Here is a 21,281-nt window from a genome sequence, read left to right on the forward strand (position 1 = left end):
CCTCTCATGCCCATGCCACGAGCCCGGCCGCCGATCCGGCAGCCGTTCAGGGCTTCTTGCGGAACGCGTCGAGCGACACGACCTGGGCGTCCGGACGCTCGTCGGCCTCCGTCGTCTCCCCGCCATCCGCCTTCGCTTCGCCGGCGGCCGGCTTTTCGCGCAGCGGCAAGGGTGTCGCCGACAGCGCGCCGCCGGACGTCGGCACCGCGCTTTCGCCGAAGACGCCGTCTTCGGCATCGTCGGTGTTGGCCGCTTCCGCGCCGCGCACATCGAATTCAAGCTCGAAGTTCACCGACGGATCGTAGAAGCCGCGAACGGACGAAAACGGCACGAAGAGCTTTTCGGGAATGTCGGAAAAGGACAGGCCGATCTCGAAGGAGGTCTCGGTGACGTTCAGGTCCCAGTACTGATGCTGGACGACGATCGTCATCAGGTCAGGATATTTCTCGCGCAGACGCGAGGAGATCCGCACGCCGGGCGCCGATGTCAGAAAGGTGATGAAGAAATGGTGCTCGCCGGGCAGACCGGTCTTCGCCACCTCTCCGAGCACCTTGCGAATCACCCCGCGAAGAGCGTCCTGCGCAAGCACATCGTATCGAATGAGGTCTTGGCTCATGCCGGGGTCCCGATCTGGTCGTCTCGACGGTGCGCCCGAGACGCATCGACAAAAAAGTGGAGGCTTCTGTTGCCAGGTGCCTCCGGACCCCGCCTAGAGGCGCGAACCCCCAGGGCTTGATTTGAAGCTATCGCACCGCTTACGCGGCGAGACGTGCTTCCGCATAGTTGTCGTTTGCAACTATTGAGACGGCCCGATGACGGCGGAACCATGCCGAGCAAAAATCCGATCTTTACGCCCTCGTCGATCCTATTTCGCCCCCGCCGCATCCCCTTGCGCACCGGCGCGACACGCCGGACGAAGGGGATGGGGTGGAGGCGCCGGGTACCGCCCCCGGGTCCGAAAGGTTTATTGCATCGAACGTTTATCGCCATAGCCGGAACACGTCCGGCAAGGCGTAATATAAGGGGGATGATGCTGCGTGAAAAGGGGATAAACGGCCGTTCGCTGCGACGATCGGTTCCGCGCGCTGGCATATCGTGCCCGGCAGCCGTTCGGCGGTTCGCAAGGCGCGTTGACGGGTCGTTGCAGACACGCCTCGACTCGCGCCCGCCCGTCATGGGATTGTCGCCGCTTGAAACCGCCGGACTTCGGCCGGGTCGGGCCCTGCGCTCACCGGGTACGAACATTTAAGTGTTTTCGGCGAGGGTCTTGCGAAAAGGATGGGCTTTTCGAATGCGTCAGTACCTGGATCTTCTCGGCCATGTCCTCGAACACGGCGTCGATCGCGGCGACCGGACCGGAACCGGCACCCGATCCGTCTTCGGCCACCAGATGCGCTTCGACCTGTCCGAGGGCTTTCCGCTTCTCACGACCAAGAAGCTGCACATCCGCTCCATCGTCCACGAACTCCTCTGGTTCCTGAAGGGCGACACGAACATCGCCTATCTCAGGGAAAACGGGGTGCGGATCTGGGACGAATGGGCCGACGAGAACGGCGATCTCGGTCCGGTCTACGGCTCGCAATGGCGTTCCTGGCCCGATTATGACGGCGGCCATATCGACCAGATCGCCGGCCTCCTCCATGCGATCCGGACGACGCCGAACTCGCGCCGGCTCATCGTCTCGGCGTGGAACCCGGCGCTCGTCGACGAGATGGCGCTGCCGCCCTGCCACTGCCTGTTCCAGTTCTACGTCGCGGGCGGCAAGCTGTCCTGCCAGCTCTACCAACGCTCGGCCGACATCTTCCTCGGCGTGCCATTCAACATCGCGTCCTACGCTCTCCTGACCCATATGGTCGCCCAGGCCTGCGACCTCGGCGTCGGGGATTTCGTCCACACGCTGGGGGATGCCCATCTTTATCACAACCATCTGGAACAGGCCCGGGTCCAGCTGACCCGGCAGCCGGGCGCCCTGCCACGACTGGCGCTAAACCCGGATGTTGACGATCTCTTCGCCTTCACCTTCGACGACATCGCCATCGAAGGCTACGAAGCTGCGGCGCACATTGCAGCGCCGATCGCCGTATGATCGGACCTTGCAGACTCATCGCCGTCGTCGCCGCGGCGAAGAACGCGGTCATCGGGGCCGATGGCGTAATGCCCTGGTCGATCCCGAGCGACCTGAAGCGCTACCGGCAGCTCACCATGGGCAAGCCGATGATCATGGGCCGCAAGACGCTGGACTCGATCGGCAGGGTTCTCGACGGTCGCGATTCGATCGTCCTAACGCGGGCCGGCCCCCTCGCCATCGACGGGGCTATCGCTGCGCACGATCCGCGGACGGCTTTGGCATTGGCGGCGGACCGGGCACGGGCGCGCGGCACCGAGGAGATCACCCTCGTGGGCGGTGCGGAGATCTATCGCCTGTTCTGGGACAGGATCGACCGAATCGCCCTCACCGAGATCGACGCCGAACCGGAGGGCGACGCGTTCTTTCCGCCGATCGAGGAGGCGCGTTTCGAATGTTTGTCCGTCGGACCATGGGAGCGGGGGGAAAAGGACTCGGCGGCCACGCGTTTCAAGTGCTACGCGCGAAGAACGCCGTCGGAACAAGATTAACGCTTCCCGTCCAAGTCGTTCCAGATCCGGCATGAAGACCATCGCGCGCATCGCGGCGCTCGTGCGCCCCATCATATCTTCGATCTTCAGGCGCGACCAATGCGCAAAACCGGCGATGGCGCGTTGAAAGCGGGATTCGCAGCACTTATAAGAACCAGTACACGGTTTACCGCGGACGGCGCGTTTTGCCGACACGGGTTTTTCATCAATCGAAAGGACTTCGATGCCTTGGAGCAATCAGACCGGTAACGGCGGTTGGAAGGGTGGCGGCGGCGGCAATGGCGGCGGTCCCTGGGGCCAGCGTCCGCAAGGACCACGCCCCGGCGGCGGTGGCGGCGGCGGCCCCAACAACAGCCCCGATCTTGAAGACATCCTGCGCCGCGGAGGCGACCGCCTGAAACGCGCCCTGCCCGGCGGCGGCGGCTCGGCCGGGGGATCGGCCGCGATCGTGCTTCTGGTCGTCCTGGCTCTCGGCGTCATCTGGGTGATGAAATCCGTCTATACCGTCCAGCCGGACGAGGTCGGCGTGGAAATGCTCTTCGGCAAGCCGAAGGAAGAACTGTCCGAACCTGGCCTTCACCTCGCCATCTGGCCGATCGAGACGGTCGATACGGTGCCCGTGGTCGAAAGCCAGATCACGCTCGGCTCGAGCCAGAGCGGCGACAATTCCGGCCTCATGCTCTCGGGCGACCAGAACATCGTCGACGTCCAGTTCGCGGTGCTCTACCAGGTCGACAATCCCCAGAACTTCCTCTTCAACGTCCAGGACCCGGCCTCGATGGTCCAGCAGGTCTCCGAGAGCGCGATGCGTGAAGTCGTCGGCCGCCGTCCCGTGCAGGACGTCTTCCGCGACGATCGTGCCGGTATTGCGGAAGAAGTCCGCGAAATCGCCCAGGCCACGCTCAACGAATATGGTGCGGGCGTGCGCATCAACGGCATCTCGATCGAGGACGCGGCGCCGCCGCCCCAGGTCGCCGACGCCTTCGACGAAGTCCAGCGCGCCGAGCAGGACGAGGACCGCTTCATCGAGGAAGCCAATCGCTACCGCAACCAGCAGGTCGGCGAGGCACGCGGTGAAGCGGCCCAGATCCGCGAGGACGCCGCAGCCTACAAGAGCCGCGTCGTTCAGGAGGCCGAGGGTGAGGCCCAGCGCTTCACGTCGATCCTCACCGAATACGCCAAGGCGCCGGACGTGACGCGCAAGCGCCTGTTCCTGGAGACGATGGAAGGGGTCCTGCGCGACTCCAACAAGATCATCCTCGAAGGCGATGCGAGCGGCCAGGGTGTCGTGCCCTACCTGCCGCTCAACGAGCTGCAGCGCCAGAACAACACCACCAACAACGACGACAACGCCGCCAACGCCACGAACAGCAACAGAACGTCAGACCCGGCAGCGCGCACCAGCGCCAACAGCCGGTCGGTGCCGGGGGGATCGAACTGATGGCCAATCGCTTCTACGCTCTCATCGCCGCGATCGCGGTGGTTCTGCTGGTCGTCTGGAACTCGATCTTCATCGTCAATGAGAAGGAACAGGCGATCGTCCTGCGCTTCGGCGAGATCCAGCGCGTGGTCGAGGAACCGGGCCTCTATTTCAAGATGCCGTTCGGCTTTGCCGGGGCCGACAACGTCCAGATGCTGCCCGATCGCCTGCTGCGCTTCGACCTCGACGATATCCGCGTCCAGGTCTCGGGCGGCCGCTTCTACGTGGTCGACGCGTTCCTCGTCTACAATATCTCGGACGCCGCCCAGTTCCGGCGCACGGTCTCGGGCTCGATCCCGCAGGCCGAGCAGCGTCTGCGCACCCGTCTCGATGCTGCGCTGCGCCGTGTCTACGGTCTTCGCGGCTTCGAGGACGCCCTGTCGAACGAGCGTGGCGAGATGATGCGTCAGGTGCGTGACGAGATCGTCGAGGATGCCGCATCGCTCGGCATCCAGCTCACCGACGTGCGCATCCGCCGGACCGACCTGACGGACGAGGTTTCCCAGCAGACCTACGAGCGGATGCAGGCCGAACGTCTCGCCGAAGCCGAGCGTCTTCGCGCCCGCGGTCAGGTGGCGGCGCGCGAAATCCGCGCCGGTGCCGACCGTACGGTCGTCGAGACGAAGGCAGCAGCCCGCCGCGACGCCGAGATCCTTCAGGGTCAGGGCGATGCCGAGCGAAACCGCGTGTTCGGCGAAGCTTTCAGCGCGGACCCCGAGTTCTTCGACTTCTACCGGTCGATGAGCGCCTATCGCGTCGCCCTCGAAAATTCCGGCACGACCCTCGTCCTGTCGCCGGATTCGGAGTTCTTCCGCTACTTCCAGAACGATGCGGTGCGCCAGGGCAATGCGTCGGGCTCGACGCCCTCCTTCCCGCTCCTGACGCCGCAGACCGGCGCGCAGACCGGGACGGACGCCGGCACGCAGCCGCGGGCCGGTGCCGGCGAGACCGGGGCAGCCGGCGACGAAGGCGCAGCGGCCGGGGATATTCCCGGCGTCATCGATCTTCGGGAAGCGGCGGCGGAAGCTGCCGCCGATACGCCGCCGGTCGTCACGCCCGACGAGCCGGCTGCCGCCGATACGCCCGCCGATGCGGCGGGCACGGCCGGAACGCCCGCCGACGCCGGCACAGGCGAGGCTGAACCCCAGGACAATCCGGCCCAGTGACGGATTTCCTCACCGCCCTCGGTCTCCTTCTGGTGATCGAGGGCGTTGTCTATGCAGCCTTCCCGTCTCTCGTGAAGCGCATGGCGTCCGAGGCCTTGAGCGCGCCCGACAAATCCCTGCGCATCGGCGGCCTCGTCGCAGCTTTTGCCGGCCTCGGCATCGTCTGGTTCCTGCGGTCCTGAAGCGATGGCGACGGAATCGGCGGAAACCGCCGTCGGCCTGCGGACTCGCGTGCTGCGCCGATCATTTGCCGCGCGACGCCCATGCCTGTTCCCGATATCCGCAACTTCGGTCTCAACCATCTGCGATCATGCCCCGCGCCGCACGCAATTGAACGTGAGCGCCGCTCCCCGAGACTTATGACGCACTTGCGCGCAGCCGGCCGAGCGTGGAAGCATGGCGGCAACGCACAGGCATTGCCGCCGCCGGCACCGCTTGGGCCCAGTGACGCTTGGAAAAAACAAAAGAAGATCCGCCGATGACCGCTCGACTGCCGCGCTTCTTCGCAACGACCGCGCTTTTCGCGGCCATGGCGATCAATCCCGCTCATGCGCAGGACCCCGGCGCAGCCGGAAGCGCGACCGACGGGGTCGCGCAGACCCCAGAGCCCGCCGCCCCATCGACGGACGGCGCGGCACCGCCGGCTGTCCCCGAGGCGCCTTCGCCGGCACCCCAGGCGCCTGCCCCTCAGGCCCCTCAGGCCCCGGCCGCCGAGATGCCCGCTCCGCAGGCCCCCGCGCCAAGCGAGCAAGCCCCGTCGCCTGACGGGTCGGCGGGCACCGACGGCGCGGGAAACAGGGAAGACGCCGACCCCGCCGCGCCGAGGCCCGAAGAGAGCCAGGGCGAATCCGTCGTCCCCGCTCTGCCCGCCCCGCCGGTCGATGAAGCTACACCGGGCAAGACACCGGCCGACGTCAGCCAGTCCACGGTCACCATGCCGCCCGCCCGTGCCGACCATGGGCCGCAATCGGTGTCCGATCTTGCCGAAAGCCTGCTCGACGCGGTCGTCAACATCTCCACGTCGCAGCGCGTCGAACGGCCGGGCGGCGGCATTCCGCCCCTCGAAGCGCCGGAAGGCTCACCCCTCCAGGACTTCTTCGACGACCTCCTGCGCGGCGACGACAGCCCGTCGGGAAGCCGCGTCCAGTCGCTCGGCTCCGGATTCGTCATCGACCCGTCCGGCATCGTGGTCACCAACAACCACGTCATCCAGGACGCCGACGAGATCACAGTCAATTTCGCCGATGGCTCCAAGCTCGAAGCCGAACTCCTCGGCCGCGACCCGAAGACCGATCTCGCCGTCCTCAAGGTCGATGCCGGCAAGGAGCTTCCCTCCGTCGCGTTCGGCGATTCGGAAGAGATCCGGATCGGCGACTGGGTCATGGCGATCGGCAATCCGTTCGGCCTCGGCGGTTCTGTCTCCATCGGCATCGTCTCGGCGCGGGGCCGCAACATCAATGCCGGCCCCTACGACAATTTCATCCAGACCGACGCCGCCATCAATCGCGGCAATTCCGGCGGCCCGCTCTTCGACATGGACGGCGACGTCGTCGGCATCAACACCGCCATCATGTCGCCGACCGGCGGCTCCATCGGCATCGGCTTCTCGGTCCCTTCCAATCTCGCCGTCAATGTCGTCAACCAGTTGCGCGAATTCGGCGAGACCCGGCGCGGCTGGCTCGGCGTGCGCCTGTCGGCCGTCACCGACGATATCGCGAACGGCCTCGGAATCGGCGAGGCGAAAGGCGCGGTCGTCGTGGGCACGATCGACGGCGGCCCCTCCGTCGGCGTCCTGAAAGCCGGCGACGTGATCACGTCCTTCGATGGCAAGAGCGTCGAGACCTCGCGCGACCTTCCGCGCATCGTCGCCGAAACGCCGGTCGGCAAGGAAGTCGACGTCGAGATCCTGCGCAAGACCTCGCGCGACACCGACGCGGAGCCCGAAACCGTGCAGATCACGCTCGGACGCCTCGAGGACGGCGAACGCCAGATGGCCAGTGCGGATGGCGAACCGGGCGATGGCACGGCGGAGGGGAGCGGCGAAGCCGAACCGGACGGCGGCGAGAGCGAGGCGTCCCCCGAGACGGACGAGGCCGAACCGGTTCTCGGCCTGACGCTGGGTGCGATCGACGAGGCCGCCCGCCAGGCGTACGGTCTGGCCGAGGATGCGAGCGGCGTTCTCGTCACCGAGGTCGTCACCGGCTCGAACGCCGAGGAAAAGGGGATCGAGCCCGGCATGACTATCCGCGAGGTCGCCCAGGAAACCGTCTCCTCGGTCGAGGAGGTGGAAGAAAAGCTTGCCGACCTGCGCGAACGGGGCCGCCGCAACGCGCTCATGCTTTTGGCCGACCCCGGAGGCGACCTGCGCTTCGTGGTCCTGCCCCTCGACTGACCACGAGTTCCGGGCCTTTGGGCCTTTGGGTCTTCGGCAAGCGGCGCGGCATGATCGCCTCTGCCGGTCCGCGGACACGCGCCGCATGGTCCGGGCGTGCTTCCGCGCCTCCGGCACGCGCACCCGCGGTGCGCGCGTGCCATCGGAACGTCCGAACGCTTCGCCGACCACGTTCCGGTGGTGATAAAGATGCAAGGTTCAACGAGCCGGGTTTCTTTTTTTTCTTCAAGATATGTTCACGCGAATGCGAGCCCTGCGCGGCAAGGGTTTCGCACTCGCATGACGAGCGAGACGTGCTCCGCCGGTAACAGGCTGATCGACAAGATCTTTCTCGACAGTGCCCGCCATTGTGCGAAGCTTCGCAAACGGTCACACTCATCCGGACAGATCGAATGGCGTCAATATCTCGCCGGGCCGCAACGGCCTCGATCAACAGGGTTTTCGAAGGGACACGACTATCATGAAGCATCTTCTTCTCTCCGCCGCCGCCATCGCCATGCTGACCGCACCATCGCTCGCAGCCGACGTCGTCTATCAGGAGCCGATGATGGATTCCGCGCCGATGATGGACGTCATGCCCGTCGCATCCGGCTGGACCGGCCTCTATGTCGGTGTGCAGGGTGGTGGCGCCTTCAATCCGGAAGATCCGGACAATGTCACGCTGTCGCCGAACGGCTTCGCGTTCCAGGGGTCCGCGATCCAGCGCGCATTCGGAAGCAACTTTGATTCGAACTTCGATTCGAGCTTCATCGGCGGTGCGCACATCGGTTACGACTACCAGATCGATCAGATCGTCCTCGGTGTCGTTGCAGACCTCAACGCACTCGACGTGACGCGCTCCTCGAACGCCGACTCGAACACCCCGGCCTTCTACCGCACCAACCGCAACCTCGACTATCTCGGCACGGTCCGCGCTCGCGCCGGTTACCTCGTCACCCCGTCGGCCCTGGCCTACGCGACCGGTGGTCTGGCCTATGGCGAAGTCGACTATTCCTTCTCGACCAATTCGCCGGCAGCGCTGGGCAACAATCCGCGCGCGATCGTCAGCGAAGACGAGGACGATTTCGGCTACACCGTCGGTGGCGGCATGGAAGTCAAGTTCACCGAGAACATGTCGTTCGGTGCCGAATATCTCTACACCAATCTCGGCGGCAGCGGCTCGACCCGCCTTTCGGGCGGACCTTTCGCCGGCGGCGTGAACGGCTCGACCGATTTCGACGTCAACGACGATTTCGACTTCCACACGGTCACCGCGAAAATCTCCTACAAGTTCAACTAAGCCTCCTCCAGCTTGGATCGAACCGTGCGAAAACCGGTGCCGAAAGGCACCGGTTTTTTCGTGCGCGCGGTGCAAAACGCCCTATCGTGTCCGCATCGTCGAACATGAGGAGCGAGGCCAATGGAGAGTGTTCCCACCCGGATCGTGGACGAACGGAGGCTCGAGCTCGGCGAGGGGCCAAGCTACGATGCGCTGACCGACACGGCCGCCTGGTTCGATATTCTGGGGCGCACCCTTTACGAGATGCCACTCTCGACCGGCACGGTCACAGCCCACGCACTGCCGCGCATGGCGAGCGAGATCGCGGCCATCGACGCGACGCGCCAGCTTCTGGCCATGGAGGACGGGCTCTATATCAGGGACCGGGCGTCGGGCGCCCTCACCCTTCACCTGCCGCTCGAAGCGGACGATCCGAACACCCGCTCCAACGACGGCAACGTCCACCCGTCCGGCGCGCTCTGGGTCGGCACCATGGGCAAGGGCGCCGAGCGCGAAGCCGGCACTATCTATCATTATCGAAAGGGCGTCCTCACGCCGCTCTATCGCGACATCTCGATCCCCAACGCCATCGCCTTCACCGAGGACGGCCGCACAGGCTATTTCTGCGACACGGTGGTGAACAAGCTGATGCGGGTGGCGCTCGATCCGGCAACGGGCCTGCCGATCGCCGAGCCTGAGCTCTTCCACGACCAGACGCAGCATGAAGGAGGCCTCGACGGCGCTTGCGTCGCCAGGGACGGGACGCTCGTCATCGCCTGCTGGAGCGCCGGCAGCCTGCTTGTCCTCTCACCCTCCGGCGAGACGCTGCGCACGATCGAGGTTCCCTCGAGCCAGCCCACCTGCCCCGCCTTCATCGGCAGGAAGGCCGACCGGCTCCTCGTCACCACGGCCTGGGAACATATGACACCCGACCAACAGTCGACCGACGCCAGTGCCGGCATGACCTTCATTCTCGACATCGGCCTCGAAGGCCGCCACGTGCCGCAGGTCGTGATCGAATAGACGATCGGGTGGTCGCAAGAAGGGGCCGCGCTGAGACGTCGGGATCGAAGCGGCCCGTTCGAACGCGAAAAGCGCGCCCGGTTGCCCGGACGCGCTTTTTTTCGGTGGCCGATCGACGATCGGCTGTGAGCTTGCCGGATCAGCCCTCGTCGTTGGCCGACGACTTGCTCTCTTCGCCGGTCTCCTGATCGACGACCTTCATCGACAGGCGCACCTTGCCGCGCTCGTCGAAGCCCATCAGCTTGACCCAGACCTTCTGGCCTTCCTTGACGACGTCCGTCGTCTTGGCGACCCGGCCTTCACCGAGCTGCGAGATGTGCACGAGGCCATCGCGCGAGCCGAAGAAGTTGACGAAGGCGCCGAACTCGACGGTCTTCACGACCGTCCCCTCGTAGATCTCGCCGACTTCCGGCTCGGCCACGATCGAATGGATCCACTTGCGGGCCGCTTCGATCTCCTTGGCCGAGGAGGAGGCGATCTTGATCGTGCCCTCGTCGTCGATGTTGATCTTGGCGCCGGTCTTTTCGACGATCTCGCGGATGATCTTGCCGCCCGAACCGATCACGTCGCGGATCTTGTCGGTCGGGATCTGCATGACCTCGATGCGCGGGGCGAACTCGCCGAGTTCGGCGCGCGCCTCGCCCAGGGAATTGGCCATCTCGCCGAGAATGTGCAGACGTCCGCCACGGGCCTGGTCGAGGGCGATCTTCATGATCTCCTCGGTGATGCCCTGGATCTTGATGTCCATCTGCAGCGCGGTGATGCCTTCGTCGGTGCCGGCCACCTTGAAGTCCATGTCGCCGAGATGATCCTCGTCACCCAGAATATCCGACAGAACCGCATAGCGGTCGTCTTCCTTGATGAGCCCCATGGCGATGCCGGCCACCGGACGCTTCAGGGGAACGCCGGCATCCATGAACGCCAGCGAGGTGCCGCAGACCGTCGCCATCGAGGACGAACCGTTGGATTCGGTGATCTCGGAGACCGCGCGCAGCGTGTAGGGGAACTGCTCGGGCGCCGGCAGGACCGGACGGATCGCGCGCCAGGCGAGCTTTCCGTGGCCGATCTCGCGTCGGCCGGGCGAACCCATGCGGCCGGTCTCGCCGACCGAATAGGGCGGGAAGTTGTAATGGAGCAGGAAACGCTCCTTGTAGGTGCCGGTCAGGGCGTCGACGAACTGCTCGTCCTCGCCGGTCCCGAGAGTCGCCACCACCAGTGCCTGGGTCTCGCCGCGCGTGAACAGGGCCGAACCGTGGGTGCGCGGCAGGATGCCGGCCTCCGAGACGATCTGACGGACCGTGTCGAGCGAGCGCCCGTCGATGCGGCTCTTGGTGTCGAGGATGTTCCAGCGGACGATCTTGGCCTGCAGGCTCTTGAATACCGTGCCGACGTCCTGCTTGGAATGGGCCGGGTTCTCCTCGCCCTCGGGCAGGAAATGGCCCATCACCTTCTGCTTGGCGACGTCGACCGCGGCCGAGCGCTGCTGCTTGTCGGTGATCTTGTAGGCCTCGCGCAGATCGTTCTCGATGAGCGTCAGCATTTCGCCCTCGAGCGCGGAATGATCCGGCGCATTGTGCTCGCGCGGCTCCTTGGCGGCGACTTCCGCCAGCTTGATGATCGCCTCGATCACCGGCTGGAACGCGCGATGGCCGGCCATGACGGCGCCCAGCATGATCTCCTCGGACAGCTCGTGAGCCTCCGATTCCACCATCAGAACGGCGTCCTGCGTGCCCGCGACGATGAGGTCGAGACTGGACTCGGGCATCTCGTCCACATGCGGATTGATCTTGTATTCGCCGTTGATGTAGCCGACCCGCGCGCCGCCGATCGGACCCATGAAGGGCACGCCGGAAAGTGTCAGCGCAGCGGACGCCGCCACCATCGCGACCACGTCCGGATCGTTCTCCAGATCATGTTGCAGAACGGTGAGCACGACCTGCGTGTCGTTCTTGTAGCCCTCTGCGAACAGCGGACGGATCGGACGATCGATCAGCCGCGAGGTCAGCGTCTCCTTCTCGGAAGGACGTCCCTCGCGCTTGAAGAAGCCGCCGGGGATCTTGCCGGCCGCGAACGTCTTTTCCTGGTAGTTCACGGTCAGCGGAAAGAAGTCGAAGCCCGCCTTGGGCTGCTTTTCGGACACGACCGTCGCCATCACCACGGTCTCGCCATAGGTCGCGAGAACCGCGCCGTCGGCCTGCCGGGCGATCTTGCCGGTTTCGAGCGTCAGCCGGCGGCCGGCCCAGTCGATATCCACTTTGTGGGAATTGAACATGTGTTCTTGCCTTGTCTTGCAGGCGATCCGGGCCGGGGGCTCACGGCCCTCGCAAAGCTCCGGTGTCCCGCCGTCCGCACCGTTTCGCAAGCTCTTGCAAAGCTGACGAAACCGGTTCGGGCTCGGGTCATCGGGGTCGGATCGCACATCGGGTGCGAACCTTGATCCACGGGCAAGACGACGGAATGTTTCGGATCGGATGCGGACCCCTGCCCGCCGGAAACATTCGGCAATCCTGCCCCATGACATCAAAATTCATCGGGTTGTCCGGGCGCTGGCCGCTGCGGTGAGGCGATGGCAGGTCCGGACATGAAAACCGGCGGGCCTCGATGAAGAGGCCCGCCGGGATTGCACTATAGCGGAACTAGCGGCGAAGGCCAAGACGCTGGATCAGCGTCTGGTAGCGCGCTTCGTCGGTCTTCTTCACATAGTCGAGAAGCCGGCGACGGGTCGAGACCATCTTCAGGAGACCACGACGGGAGTGGTTGTCCTTCTTGTGGTCCTTGAAATGGTCGGTCAGATTGGTGATGCGCTCGGTCAGAAGCGCGACCTGAACTTCCGGCGAACCGGTATCGTTCTCCTTGGTCGCATATTCCTTCATGAGCTCGGCTTTGCGCTCGAGTGTAATCGACATCGGGTACCCCTTTCATTGTGCGTTGTGGGTCGTGCCGCCCGGGCCGGGATGTCGTCCAGCATGGGCCGTGAATCATGGTGCGGGCGCGAGCCGGCATCCTGATGGGGTGCCTATAGGCGAATTGCGGCGCGATTGATAGGGGGATCGGGCAGGCCGGATCGGCGGGCGGGCGGTTTCAAGGTCTCGGTCGTCCGGAAGGGTGCTTGGTGGATTCCTCGTCCGGTCGAATGTCGGAGGTCGTCGTCGTCGGGCCCTCGTTCCGCACGTTCGCCTTTGGCTTTGATCCGCGTTGGCATCGCCCTCATTCCCAACCCTCGCAACAGGAGGAGAGGCCCGGCGCCCTCGCCGTCACCACGTCCGATCCACGCCCCCATTCCAAACCCTCGTCATCCCGGGTCGAGCCCGGGATGACGAAACTGGGGGGGAAGGCTTGAAGACCGGCGGGCATTTCGTGGACTGAGCACCAGAACGGAACGCACCGCCTGAACACCGCACTCAGCGATCGGACGCCTCGTCTTCCTCATAGCCGCCTTCGTGCCACGCCGTCCCTGAGACGGAAAAGATCAGCGTCGCCGACCATGTCAGCACCATGAAGCCGCCGAGCGACTGGAACATGCCGATCAGCCGGAGCGGCCCGATCGTGTCGATATCGGTAAAGCCGAGGGTGACGAAATTGATGCCGGAGAAATAGATCAGGTCGGCCCACGTTCCGCGGTAGGAGCCCCCGAATGCGCCGAGCGCCTCGAACTGAAGGAGAAGGGCGAATACGCCCGCGAATGCGAGGATCTCGCTCGTATGGAGGGTGAGCAGCCCGACGAAGGTGAACAGCACCGCCTTGTGACCGGTGTGTTCCGCATGCGGCGTCATGCGAAGGATCCACAGCATGCCGAAATGATGCGCGGTGCCGAGCGCGACGATCAGGGCGAACCCAATGATAAAAGCAATGAATGTCATAACAGCTTAGTTTCTGCACCCCTGCGAAAAGGCAAGGGACAAGGCGCGTCGCGCCGGACATTTTCGCCAGCCGGCAAATCCCGACCCCGACGCCCGTCGGGCAAATTCGCCACGACCGGCGATCACTCCTCGCAGCATCCGGCGTTCGGCTGGTTCGGTGCGGCGCGCAGGCGGCCTTCACGTCAGGCATGACAGGGCCTTGCGCCATACGCGTTCGTGAAGCGTTTCGGAACCGTTCCACGCGACGCGACGCGCGCTGGAATCGGCCGGATGGAACCCTTCATTAAAAATCGGAAAGCTTGACCGGCGCGCATGCTGGACCGGGAACATCGCGAACGGATTGCACGTTTAGGTCCTCGAAGCCGCCGGACGGGTGCGGCGATAAAGGAGTAACGGCCATGGTCGACAAGAACGAGATCAAGGGTGGAGCCAAGGAAGCCGGCGGCAAGCTTAAGGAAGCGGTCGGTTCGGCGCTCGGCAACGAGAAGATGGAAGCCGAAGGCAAGGCGGATCAGCTCGAAGGCAAGACCCAGAAGAATTACGGCAAGGTCAAGGATGCGGTCACCGATCAGACCCGGTGACCCGTCTCACCTCCGGATATTGTGAAGAGTGCGGGCCGTCCTGAAAAGGGCGGCCTTTTCGCTTGGGGGAGAGGGTTCGCACAGGTCGCCCCACCGGCATAAGCCTCTGGCGCTCTTGCGAAACGTTCTAAATCGAATAATCTGAGAACGATCAGGTTTCGGCTCGCGTGCCGTCTTTCCAGCCTTCCGGACATCGTCCGGCGGATGACCGGAAGGACGGATTCGACGCGTTCATCACGAAAAAAGGAGCGGCCGATGGTCTCTTTCACCCTCAATGGCCAGGAACGCAGTTTCGACGGCGACCCCGACACGCCGCTTCTGTGGGTCATCCGCGACGCGGAGAAGCTCACCGGCACGAAATATGGCTGTGGCATCGCCCAGTGCGGCGCCTGCACGGTTCATGTCGACGGCATGACGCGGCGCTCCTGCATCACGCCGGTCTCGACGCTCGAAGGCTCGTCCGTCACCACCATCGAAGGCCTCGAAGGGCCCGAGGCGAAGGCCGTCCAGGCCGCGTGGACCGCGATCGACGTGCCCCAGTGCGGCTACTGCCAGTCCGGCCAGATCATGTCCGCCGTTTCGCTCCTGCAGATGAACCCGACGCCCAGCGATGCCGACATCGACGGCGCCATGGCCGGCAATATCTGCCGGTGCGCGACCTACCAGCGCATTCGGCAAGCCATCCACGACGCATCCGACACGATGGAGGGCTGAGCCCATGGGCATTCACGACCTGACACCCGCAAGCATTCGCCCGAGCCGCCGCGCCTTCCTCACCGGCGCCGGTCTCGTCATCGGCATGACGCTCGCCCCCAAAGGTTTTGCCCGGGCCGAGGATCTCGGCGCGATCCAGGCCGACGTCCAGAACGAAGCGGCGGCTGCGTTCAACGCCTTCGTGCGCATCGCTCCCGATTCCACCGTCACGGTCCTGTCCAAGCATATCGAGTTCGGCCAGGGTCCCTATACCGGCCTGACGACGCTCGTCGCCGAGGAACTCGACGCCGACTGGAGCCAGATGCGCGTCGAGGCGGCCCCGGCCGACGACGATATCTACAAGAATCTCGCATTCGGGCTGCAGGGCACCGGCGGATCGACCGCCATCGCCAATTCCTACGAGCAGATGCGCAAGGCCGGTGCGACGGCGAGAGCCATGCTCGTCGCGGCCGCCGCCGACGAATGGGGCGTGCCGAGCGAGGAGATCGCCGTGTCGAACGGCACGATCAGCCACAAGGCCTCCGGCAAGAGCTCCGATTTCGGCTCGCTCGCGTCGAAAGCCGCGACGATGGACGTGCCGTCCGAGCCGGCCCTGAAGGATCCGAAGAATTTCGTCCTCATCGGCAAGGATCGCCCGAAACTCGATACGCCGGCCAAGGTCGACGGCACGGCGATCTTCACCCTCGACATCCAGCTCGACGGCATGCTCGTCGCCGTGGTCGCCCACCCCGAACATTTCGGCGCGACCGTCGCGCGCTTCGACGACACGCGGGCACGGCAGGTGCCCGGCGTCGTCGATGTCAAGCAGATCCCGCAAGGCATCGCCGTCTACGGCGAGAACACCTTCGCCGCCCTCAAGGGCCGGTCGATGCTCGACGTCGAGTGGGACCTGTCGCAAGCCGAGACCCGGTCGAGCGAGGAAATCTTCGAGGACTATATCGCACGGGCCAAAAGCGACGAGGCGATCGAAGCTGCCAACCAGGGCGATGTCGCCGCCAATCTCAACCAGGACGGACTGCGGACCATCGAAGCCACGATGCGCTTCCCGTTCCTGGCGCACGCCCCCATGGAGCCGCTCGACGCGGTTCTCGTGAGGCGCGAGGACGGCTCGATCGACTGCTATAACGGCGCGCAGTTCCCCGGCCAGGACAAGGCCGCGATCTCTGACGTCTGCGGCGTCGATCCCGCGAACGTGCGCGTCAACACGCAATATGCCGGCGGCTCGTTCGGACGCCGCGCCCAGTTCGGTTCGCCCTACATGCGCGAGGCGGCCGAGGTCTTCAAGGCGTCCGGCATGACCCGTCCGGTCAAGCACATGTGGACGCGCGAGGACGATATTCGCGGCGGTTTCTACCGTCCGATCTACGTCCATACGCTGAAGGGCGCACTCGATGCCGAAGGCAACATCGTCGCCTGGGACCAGGCGATCGTCGGCCAGTCGATCATGAACAAGGACGATATCGATTCGACCAGCGTCGAAGGCGCGTCCGACAGCCCGTACCAGATCGAGAATCGCCGCGTCATGTCGGTCAATACCGGCCTGCCGGTGCCGATCCTGTGGTGGCGCTCGGTGGGTCACACCCATACCGCGTTCGCGGTTGAGACCTTCCTCGACCAGCTTCTGGAAGAAGGCGGCAAGGATCCCGTCGAGGGGCGTCTGGCCCTCCTGCCCAAGGGATCGCGCGAGCGCGGCGTGCTGGTGAAAGTCGCCGAAATGGCCGGCTTCAAGGGCGGAACGCCCCCCGAGGGGCGGGCTTGGGGCGTCGCGGTCCACAAGAGCTTTTCGACCTATGTGGCCGAGATCGCCGAGGTCTCGATCGGCGAGGACGGCGGACCGACGGTGCATCGGGTCTGGTGTGCGGTCGATTGCGGCGTCGCGGTGAACCCGAACATCATCAAGGCGCAGATGGAAGGCGGCATCGGCTACGGTCTGGGCGCGATCCTTTACGACGAGATCGCGCTCGGTGAAGGCGGCGGCGTCGTCCAGTCGAACTTCCACGACTATCGCTCGCTGCGCATTTCCGAAATGCCCGAGGTTCAGGTCGCGGTCATCGCCTCGAGCCAACCGCCCACCGGCGTCGGTGAACCCGGCGTTCCGCCGATCGGACCGGCGGTCGCCAATGCGTGGCGCCGGCTGACCGGCCAGGCGGTCGAGCGGCTTCCGATCGTGCCTGCCAGGAGCGCGGGTGCCTGAGGCGCGGACGATCTCTTCAGTTTGGCCGGCCATGCCGCAAGGCGTGGCCGGTATTCCATTCAAGGACGAATTCTCCCCCTCGAGAATTCCTATGCTTAAAGCGAGTGCCGCCGTGACTTCCAAGCTTCGAAACGGCCTTGCCGGCCTCCTTCTCACCCTTGCCGCGACCCATCTCGGCGCGCCGACGCCCGCTCACGCGCAGAACCGCAATCCGGCGACGGGCGAAGCCTCCCGGCCCATCGAACAGCCGGAAGCCCCCGTGGGCCTGAAATCCGTCGCCGATTTCGACGTCATCACCGACGAAGCCGAGCGTTCGGTGGCGATCTTCGAGGAGACCGGCAAGGTCCTTCAGCATCCACGCTGCGTGAACTGCCATCCGGCCGGCAATTCGCCGCTGCAGAACATGGAGATGAACCCGCATCAGCCACCGGTTCAGCGGGGCGACGCCAATTTCGGCGTGCCCGGCATGATGTGCAACACCTGCCATGGCCCGGAGAACGCGGCCGTGATCGGCCAGAGCGAAGACATCAAGTCGATCCCCGGCAATCCGAACTGGCACCTGGCGCCGATCGAAATGGCCTGGGAGGGCAAGTCGCTCGCCGAGATCTGCGTGCAGATCAAGGACCAGAACCGCAATGGCGGCCTCGACCTCGCAGCCCTCGTCGAGCACATGGCCGAAGACGATCTCGTCGGCTGGGGCTGGAATCCGGGCGAAGGCCGCGAGCCCGTTCCCGGCACGCAGGAAGAGTTCGGCGCACTCTACGAAGCCTGGGCCGCGACCGGCGCCCATTGCCCGCAGGAATAGATCTCCGGCGCGGGAGGGTCTGGCGCTGCATTCTTCGTTCGACGCTTGCGCCCTTAATGACCGCCCGTCGCCTCTTCGATGGACACAAGAAAACGCCCGCGCCGGTTCTGCCGGCGCGGGCGTTTTCATATCCGACCCGCGATCCTGCCTCGCCTACTGGTCGGAGCCGCCTCGACCGTCGCCGGGGCTCGTCAGGGGCGCGCTGTTCTGGCGGGCGGGGGAGCCGCGTTCGGGCGGGGCGTCGGCCCGCTCGTAGATCGCTCTGCCGCCGGAATAGGTGGCGACGGTCGCGCGTTCGTCGCCGAGTGTCATGAGGGCGAAGAGCTCTTCCTCGAGCGTTTCCACGCGCTCCATGCGCCGCACGAGAGGGCGCGTCGCGCGGCTGTCGAGAACCGTGATGTCGGCTTCGAGGCCGGGCGCGAGCGTCCCGACGACATGGGAAAGACCCATGGCCTGCGCATTGCCGGCACTTGCCAGATGAAATGCCTCGAAGGCGGGAAGCTTCTGGCCGCGCAGGGCCAGCACCTTGTAGCCCTCGGCAAGGGTCCGCAGCATCGAATAGCTGGTGCCGCCGCCGATATCGGTCGCGATGCCGATGCGAACGCCGGCCGCGCCGAGGGCGTTTCGGTCGAACAGACCGGAGCCCAGGAAGAGGTTCGACGTCGGGCAGAAGATCGCCGAGGCTCCGCCCTCCCCGAGCGCACGACGTTCGCGCAGGTTCAGATGGATGCAATGGCCGAGGAGCGCGCGCGGCCGCACCAGCCCGAAGCGTTCGTAGACGGCGGTATAGTCGGCATCGTGCGGGAAGAGCTGTGCCACATAGTCGAGTTCGGCGGCGTTCTCGGACAGATGGGTCTGGATCGGCAGGTCGGGATAGTCGCGCGCGAGCGCCCCGGCGACCTCGAGCTGCGCCTCGCTTGAGGTCGGCGCGAAACGGGGCGTGATCGCGACCTCGAGCCGGCCCTCGCCATGCCAGCGCTCGATCGCCGCCTTCGTCTCGTCATGGGCCCGCTGGGGCGTGTCGATCAGCGCGTCCGGCGCGCCGCGATCCATCATCACCTTGCCGGCCAGCATGCGAAGCCCGCGCCGTCCCGCCTCGCCCAGAAACGCGTCGACGCTGGCCGGATGGGTCGTGCAGTAGACCGAACCGCTCGTCGTCCCGTTGGCGGCCAGCGTGTCGAGAAGCCAGCGCGAGGCATCGGAGGCGACGCGGGGGCTTGAATAGCGTGTCTCTTCGGGAAACGTGTATCGCTGCAGCCATTCGAGCAGCTCGGCGCCGTAGGAAGCGATCACCTGGGTCTGGGGCAGGTGGAGATGCGGATCGATGAAGCCCGCCATGATCAGATGCGGATGGTGGTTGACGACCGGGAACCCCGGCTGCAGAGCATCCAGCATCGCCTGCGCCTCGCCCACCGCCTCGATCAGCCCGTCGCGCACGAGAACGAGACCGTCGGAATGGAAGCGGACTGCCCGTTCGCCCTCCTGCGCCGGATCGCCGGCAAATGAGAGGACCCGTCCGCGCAGGGCGAGGGTCCGGCCCTTGGAGGCGACCGGCGTGATGGGGATGCTCATGGATTGCTCGCCACGCGTTGCAGACCGTTCTGTCCCAGTCGTACACCCTCGCCCGCCGCCAGCCAACGTGCCAGGATTCGGCGTTCCGCAGGGTCCATGGCGGTGACGTTGCCCGGCGGCATGGCATGGCTGCGCACCGCCTGACGCTCGATCGCGGAAGCGAAATGCACGATGTCGTCGCGGGTTTCCAGGGTGACCGCCTTCGGAGCGTGACCGATCCCCGGCCAGAGCGGTTCGCGCGCATGGCACATGGAACAGCGCGACAGGATCACCCCTTCCGCATCGTCGAGAAGCGGGGACGCGGCAAGCGCGACCTGCGGGTCCTTCGTCCATTCGCGTGCGGTCTCTTCGGCCGGTTCGGCCCGCCAGCCGGGCGCGCCCGACAGGGTGATGATGATGGCAAAGAGAAAGGCGGCAGCGCCCCAGCACCACCACAGGCGCTTTCCCGTGGCGTGCTCGGTGTTGAAATAGTGCCGCACGAGCGCCCCGATCAGGAGCACAAGCCCGGCGATCGCCCAGTTCCATTCGGTGGCGAACGCCAACGGGTAATGGTTGGACAGCATGAGGAAGATGACGGGCAACGTCAGGTAATTGTTGTGCAGCGAGCGCTGCTTCGCCGCCTTGCCGAGGGACGGGTCCGGCGTCCGGCCCGCCTTCAGGTCGTTCACCACGATCGTCTGGTTGGGAATGATCAGAAAGAACACGTTGGCGCTCATGATCGTCGCGATCATCGCGCCGGTATGGAGCATGGCGCCGCGGCCCGAAAACACCTGCGAAAAGCCCCAGCTCGCCGCCACCACGTAGACGAACAACGCGGCGAGCAGCCATGTGTCGTTGGTCCTCAGGGGCGATTTGCACAGGCCGTCATAGACCAGCCAGCCGAGCGCCAGGCCGCCGATGCCGATGAGGCTGGCGCCCCAGACCGGCAGATCGGCCTTCGCCGGATCGATCAGGTAGAGTTCGGCCCCCAGATAATAGACGAGGAACAGAAGCGCGGCGCCCGACAGCCAGGTGGCGTAGCTCTCCCATTTGAACCAGGTGAGATCCTCCGGCATCTCGTCGGGCGCGATCGTGAATTTCCGCATGTTGTAGAAGCCGCCGCCATGCACCTGCCAGGCCTCGCCCGACACGCCCTCGGGCAACCGGCGCGGCTTTCGAAGGCCGAGATCGAGCGCGATGAAATAGAAGGACGATCCGATCCAGGCGATCGCGGTGACGACGTGCACCCAGCGCACCGCGAACTGCAGCCATTCGGAGAAGTAGATCCACATGGGCAGGTTCCTTAGGCTGCAAGGCTGGAGCGCCGGGCGAAAACGTTAAATCCGGTTTTTCGATCGACCCGGCGCGCCAAGCAGTCAACCCACAGTCTCAGGCGATGCTGAGTTTTCGCCTGGAGCCGTAGGCATTTTTTTGGCTGCGAGCGGTTCGTCATCCTCGGGCTTTATCCCGAGGATCCAATGATGCTGCAGTTGCCCCCGTCTGACTGCGCCGGGGGCCTTGGTGCATCACGAGGGACGACGCCGGAAGCTGCGTTCGGTCCTCCATCATCCTCGGGACGGGGCCAGAGGATGACGGAGGCGAGAGTTGAAGCTCCCGCCAATCCCATCAGCCGCCTGCGGA

General features: G+C 65.3%; 18 protein-coding genes and 1 other RNA gene. 12 read left to right on the plus strand and 7 right to left on the minus strand.

Annotation, left to right across the window (positions count from 1 at the left end):
* Nucleotides 1-46: 46 nt before the first annotated feature.
* Both U0C82_RS05495 and ssrA read right to left on the minus strand, forming a co-directional pair.
* Nucleotides 47-616, minus strand: coding sequence for an SspB family protein (locus tag U0C82_RS05495; RefSeq protein ID WP_322186088.1), 570 nt, complete (start codon nucleotides 614-616; stop codon nucleotides 47-49).
* A 55-nt stretch (nucleotides 617-671) separates the two neighbouring features.
* Nucleotides 672-1,048, minus strand: a transfer-messenger RNA (tmRNA) gene (gene ssrA, locus U0C82_RS05500).
* 243 nt (nucleotides 1,049-1,291) lie between these two features.
* Here ssrA and U0C82_RS05505 point away from each other — a divergent pair.
* The 8 genes from U0C82_RS05505 (at nucleotide 1,292) to U0C82_RS05540 (ending at nucleotide 9,935) form a co-directional block, all read left to right on the plus strand.
* Nucleotides 1,292-2,086 carry a thymidylate synthase gene (locus U0C82_RS05505; RefSeq protein WP_322186089.1) on the plus strand — a complete coding sequence of 265 codons (795 nt, stop codon included), beginning with the start codon at nucleotides 1,292-1,294 and terminating at the stop codon, nucleotides 2,084-2,086.
* Nucleotides 2,083-2,616 (plus strand): dihydrofolate reductase, encoded by a 534-nt coding sequence (locus U0C82_RS05510; RefSeq protein WP_322186090.1) that lies wholly within the window; start codon nucleotides 2,083-2,085, stop codon nucleotides 2,614-2,616. Before U0C82_RS05505 ends, U0C82_RS05510 begins: the two co-directional genes overlap by 4 nt.
* Nucleotides 2,617-2,839: 223 nt before the next feature.
* On the plus strand, nucleotides 2,840-4,057 hold the full coding sequence (gene hflK / locus U0C82_RS05515; protein WP_322186091.1) for an FtsH protease activity modulator HflK: 1,218 nt from the start codon (nucleotides 2,840-2,842) through the stop codon (nucleotides 4,055-4,057).
* Nucleotides 4,057-5,262 (plus strand): protease modulator HflC, encoded by a 1,206-nt coding sequence (hflC, locus tag U0C82_RS05520; protein WP_416186628.1) that lies wholly within the window; start codon nucleotides 4,057-4,059, stop codon nucleotides 5,260-5,262. The genes hflK and hflC overlap by 1 nt, the downstream gene beginning before the upstream one ends.
* On the plus strand, nucleotides 5,259-5,444 hold the full coding sequence (locus U0C82_RS05525) for a DUF2065 domain-containing protein (protein WP_322186092.1): 186 nt from the start codon (nucleotides 5,259-5,261) through the stop codon (nucleotides 5,442-5,444). Before hflC ends, U0C82_RS05525 begins: the two co-directional genes overlap by 4 nt.
* Nucleotides 5,445-5,740: 296 nt before the next feature.
* Nucleotides 5,741-7,654: a Do family serine endopeptidase gene (locus U0C82_RS05530; protein ID WP_322186093.1), complete on the plus strand. Its 1,914-nt coding sequence runs from the start codon at nucleotides 5,741-5,743 to the stop codon at nucleotides 7,652-7,654.
* 460 nt (nucleotides 7,655-8,114) lie between these two features.
* Entirely contained in the window at nucleotides 8,115-8,933 is an 819-nt protein-coding gene (locus U0C82_RS05535; RefSeq protein ID WP_322186094.1) for an outer membrane protein, read from the plus strand.
* 120 nt (nucleotides 8,934-9,053) lie between these two features.
* Nucleotides 9,054-9,935 carry an SMP-30/gluconolactonase/LRE family protein gene (locus tag U0C82_RS05540; protein WP_322186095.1) on the plus strand — a complete coding sequence of 294 codons (882 nt, stop codon included), beginning with the start codon at nucleotides 9,054-9,056 and terminating at the stop codon, nucleotides 9,933-9,935.
* Nucleotides 9,936-10,074: 139 nt separating this feature from the next.
* On the opposite strand, the gene pnp is transcribed toward U0C82_RS05540, so the two are convergent.
* From pnp to U0C82_RS05555, 3 genes are all read right to left on the minus strand, one after another.
* Nucleotides 10,075-12,207, minus strand: a complete 2,133-nt coding sequence (pnp, locus tag U0C82_RS05545) for a polyribonucleotide nucleotidyltransferase (protein ID WP_322186096.1) — start codon at nucleotides 12,205-12,207, stop codon at nucleotides 10,075-10,077.
* Nucleotides 12,208-12,571: 364 nt separating this feature from the next.
* On the minus strand, nucleotides 12,572-12,841 hold the full coding sequence (gene rpsO, locus U0C82_RS05550) for a 30S ribosomal protein S15 (RefSeq protein WP_322186097.1): 270 nt from the start codon (nucleotides 12,839-12,841) through the stop codon (nucleotides 12,572-12,574).
* A gap of 495 nt (nucleotides 12,842-13,336) precedes the next feature.
* On the minus strand, nucleotides 13,337-13,795 hold the full coding sequence (locus U0C82_RS05555; protein WP_322186098.1) for an ion channel: 459 nt from the start codon (nucleotides 13,793-13,795) through the stop codon (nucleotides 13,337-13,339).
* Nucleotides 13,796-14,193: 398 nt separating this feature from the next.
* On the opposite strand from U0C82_RS05555, the gene U0C82_RS05560 reads away from it, so the two are divergent.
* The 4 genes from U0C82_RS05560 to U0C82_RS05575 all read left to right on the plus strand — a co-directional run bounded on the left by U0C82_RS05560 (nucleotide 14,194) and on the right by U0C82_RS05575 (nucleotide 18,089).
* Entirely contained in the window at nucleotides 14,194-14,376 is a 183-nt protein-coding gene (locus U0C82_RS05560) for a CsbD family protein (RefSeq protein ID WP_322186099.1), read from the plus strand.
* A gap of 255 nt (nucleotides 14,377-14,631) precedes the next feature.
* On the plus strand, nucleotides 14,632-15,090 hold the full coding sequence (locus tag U0C82_RS05565) for a (2Fe-2S)-binding protein (RefSeq protein ID WP_322186100.1): 459 nt from the start codon (nucleotides 14,632-14,634) through the stop codon (nucleotides 15,088-15,090).
* 4 nt (nucleotides 15,091-15,094) lie between these two features.
* On the plus strand, nucleotides 15,095-17,284 hold the full coding sequence (locus U0C82_RS05570) for a xanthine dehydrogenase family protein molybdopterin-binding subunit (RefSeq protein WP_322186101.1): 2,190 nt from the start codon (nucleotides 15,095-15,097) through the stop codon (nucleotides 17,282-17,284).
* Between the two features lie 112 nt (nucleotides 17,285-17,396).
* Nucleotides 17,397-18,089, plus strand: coding sequence for an Isoquinoline 1-oxidoreductase subunit (locus tag U0C82_RS05575; protein WP_322186102.1), 693 nt, complete (start codon nucleotides 17,397-17,399; stop codon nucleotides 18,087-18,089).
* Nucleotides 18,090-18,242: 153 nt separating this feature from the next.
* Here the strand turns inward: U0C82_RS05575 and guaD are convergent, their stop codons facing one another.
* Nucleotides 18,243-19,661 (minus strand): guanine deaminase, encoded by a 1,419-nt coding sequence (gene guaD, locus U0C82_RS05580; RefSeq protein ID WP_322186103.1) that lies wholly within the window; start codon nucleotides 19,659-19,661, stop codon nucleotides 18,243-18,245.
* Nucleotides 19,658-20,932, minus strand: a complete 1,275-nt coding sequence (locus U0C82_RS05585; RefSeq protein ID WP_322186104.1) for a urate hydroxylase PuuD — start codon at nucleotides 20,930-20,932, stop codon at nucleotides 19,658-19,660. Before U0C82_RS05585 ends, guaD begins: the two co-directional genes overlap by 4 nt.
* Between the last annotated feature and the right edge of the window lie 349 nt (nucleotides 20,933-21,281).

The organism is Fulvimarina uroteuthidis (assembly GCF_034321785.1).
Lineage (GTDB): Bacteria > Pseudomonadota > Alphaproteobacteria > Rhizobiales > Rhizobiaceae > Fulvimarina > Fulvimarina uroteuthidis.